At 39.8% G+C, this 3,121-nt stretch carries 3 protein-coding genes; all 3 read right to left on the bottom strand.

Translation table 11 applies throughout. The annotated features are described in order from the left end of the window. On the bottom strand, nt 1–382 hold a 382-nt coding region (locus tag OCV54_RS14620), incomplete at its 3' end, for an Ig-like domain-containing protein (RefSeq protein WP_172678752.1). A gap of 202 nt (nt 383–584) precedes the next feature. Next, the gene (locus OCV54_RS14615; protein WP_055224731.1) at nt 585–1,208 is read right to left on the bottom strand and encodes a hypothetical protein; all 624 of its coding nucleotides are present in this window, start codon (nt 1,206–1,208) and stop codon (nt 585–587) included. 123 nt (nt 1,209–1,331) lie between these two features. After that, a partial coding sequence (locus tag OCV54_RS14610; RefSeq protein ID WP_055224729.1) for an Ig-like domain-containing protein occupies nt 1,332–3,121 on the bottom strand: 1,790 nt, incomplete at its 5' end.

Here is a 3,121-nt window from a genome sequence, read left to right as displayed (position 1 = left end):
GCGCAGATTTGTTCACCTTGACTCTTGTGGCCGGCTGTCCGACTGTGACCTTCACCACCTTCTTGATCTTCGCATTTGACTTGAGAGAGATCGTGATATTTGCACTACCCTTTTTCACTGCTTTTATCTTGCCTGCAGAAGATACTGTCACGATCTTTTTATTGCTTGTTGAGAATTTCAGATTGCCTGAAGTCGTATTTGTCTTCAGTGTAAATGTTTTCCCCGCCTTGAGTGTAAGAGTATTACTTGGAAGATTCTTCACCGTGATACTCTTGACGGTTGATGTGGCCGCCGCATTTGCCGGAATGCTGACACCTGTAAATGTCAATGCAAATGCAAGGATCACCGCAATGACCGCCATAAACCTGTTACTTCTTTTCATAAAGTTCCTCCTTTTTCCTTAAAACATAACCTTTCCTTTTTAATACACCATATCACAATTATGAATTATGCGCATTTTTTTGTCAATCTCGCAAAATTCCCTATTATTTTGTATAAAAAGGCGAAAAGCCGGGTATACAATCTACTTATCGTATACTCAGCTTTTCGCCAGTTCTTAATATTCTAATTAAATATAAATATACTTAATAACACTTTTTACAAGGAGTATATCCCATGCTCTCTGCATAACTCTTTGATACCTTTGTCGGTCCGTTCATGCCACTACATGTCGATCTGCTGTGGTACTTCTTTCCTGTTCTCGGTATCCATACATCATTTCCAGAACCTGTTCCAATCGATCCCTGTGAACCATTTCCACTTCCGGAATTTCCAGAACTGTCGGAACTTGTGTTGTTCTTTGGTGGTGTATATTTCTGTTTTACAACCTTTATATTTGACCATTTGCCATAATAGGTTTTTACTTTTCCTTTTACCCTGACCTGTCTGAACGCTCTGACTTTTATGGTGTACGATGTCCTGTAAGTGTCAAGCAGAAGTGTTCTTGATGTTTTTCCCCTTACCGAAACCTTTCTGTATACAGAACTGTTCGTCTTTCTAAATGCCACCTGGTAACCTGTGGCGTTTTTCACACTCTTCCATGACACAAATATCTCATCATGCCAGTAATTTGCCTTTGCGCTCTTTATTGTCACCTTTGCAGGAGTTGTGGCCGCCTGAACCTCCGTCGAGCCAGATGCAAAAGCCCCGGCAAACAACATGGAAAATGCAACCATTAACACGACTACTTTTCTCATTAGTTTGTTCATAATATGATCCTCCTCACTATAATATGTGCATATCCCGTCTACGCAACTACAGCTATCATATTACTTATTATATCACTTTCCAATATATATACAAACTGTATATTGACATTATCACCACAAAAGTTAATTACCCGATTTCGGATTAGTAGTCGATATATATACATCACATGCGGATCTGATTACGGATATATAATATGTCTTGCCCGCAACACATTTATAACTCATGCAAAAATCATTTTTATTAGTTGACAGGTCGTGCTTTACATCATCCACTGCTGCCAGAATTTTTCTGTTCTCATCATACAGATATCCATACGGATCTCCTGTCGAAATTGAATAGAAGTAATATGTGCCCGTGGTTTTTGGAACAAATTTGTATAACTCTTCTTTTTCTGCATAAAATGAGGTTTTATCGCCAATCTCGATCACATCCTCAGACATTTTTGCTGTGACTGAAACTGCCTTTCTGTCTACCTTTGCAGTTATCACTCCCCGCTTACCCATTCCTTTGGCCTTAAGTGTATATGATGTTCCTGGGACAAGATAAACATACCCATTTGTACCGCATTGTCTGTCATATTCATCATACCATACTCCGATATCATCAACAGAATACTTGGCATTGTCAGGATTTACAGTAAGTTTTAATACATCTGATACAAAGTTTCTGCCAGTCTCAGACTTGTCAAATTTCTGATTATACAGATATGTGCTGTCATCTCTTATGGATATTACCACTTCATATGTACCAGGGAACAGATCCATCGAATATGAGCCATCATTTCTTGATGTAGCACCATTCCACGCAAGCTTATAAGGAGTTGCTTTATCCTGATTGTAGAACTTGATCGATACCCCGTTCAGGTTATTTCCATTTATATCCTTGACATACCCCTCAACCTTGATTGCCTTTTTAGCATTTATCTCACAGTTAACTGTGGTGCTGATCTTCGTATCGTTGTCATCCGTTATCTTTACCTTCAGGTTATATGTTCCCTCCTGATAAATTTTTCCTGTGACCCTTCCTGTTATATCAACACTCAAGCCATAGTCATCCCCGTCTATGCTATAAGTGTATTTCCCTGAACCGCCTGCGACAGATGCAGGCTTCACACTTACTGAATAATATTTATCATCCGTGCCTATCATGCCGTATTGAGGTATATAATACGCCGCGATCACCGACGAACTGCTGACATTCCATGTGATTATGTATGTAACTATATCCCCCAGCTCATCAACAGACTTAATTGTTGTTTTCGTTGTTCCTGTCTTTCTCACTGTTCCACTGAAACTGATCGCGTTACTTCCATCCGTTTTTATTGCATATTTCACACCATCAGGGAGCTTGTCTACAGTAATTTTACATATTCCTCTTGCGCGATCCACTGTAAATTCTCTGCTGAATGACTCATTCTGTTCAAGTTCATAAGTCATATAAACCCTTCTATTTGAATGATCCTTGGAATAATATGTCTCAATACTTGACTTACCTGTGCCATACAGTCCATCTACATAGACACAGACTCTCACATAATCGCTTAATGAGCATCCTCTTCTCAGCGCTATGGTGTAGGTTTTATTGTCCTTTGTCGTCACGCCGTCCAATGGAATGGTATAGTTATATGTTCCATTCAGTACCGTGCTCGCCTTTACAACAAAACTGGAAGCCGGAAGTTTCTGACTTCCCGATAATGTAACCTGCACAGTTTGTGGGTCACTGACAGTTGCAGATGCTATGGTGTTCGCTTTCGTAACTGTGACTTTGTATGTCGCCTTCTTACCTGTGCCATCTGTAGCCTTTGCTGTTATCACTGCTGTTCCTGCAGCAACCGCATATACTTTTCCTTCAGAATTTACCATGGCTACCTTATCATTTGAAGAACTCCATGCACATTTCTTATTGGTTGCAT

It is taken from the genome of Coprococcus aceti, assembly GCF_025567285.1.
In the GTDB taxonomy this organism is placed as follows: Bacteria; Bacillota; Clostridia; order Lachnospirales; family Lachnospiraceae; genus Coprococcus; species Coprococcus aceti.
The sequence above is the reverse complement of the archived record's forward strand: the minus strand, read 5'-3'. Positions and strand labels throughout refer to the sequence as shown.

Coding starts and splice junctions, on each gene's coding strand:
- OCV54_RS14615 (WP_055224731.1), bottom strand. CDS start 1,208: ATGAACAAACTAATGAGAAAAGTAGTCGTGTTAATGGTTGCATTTTCC.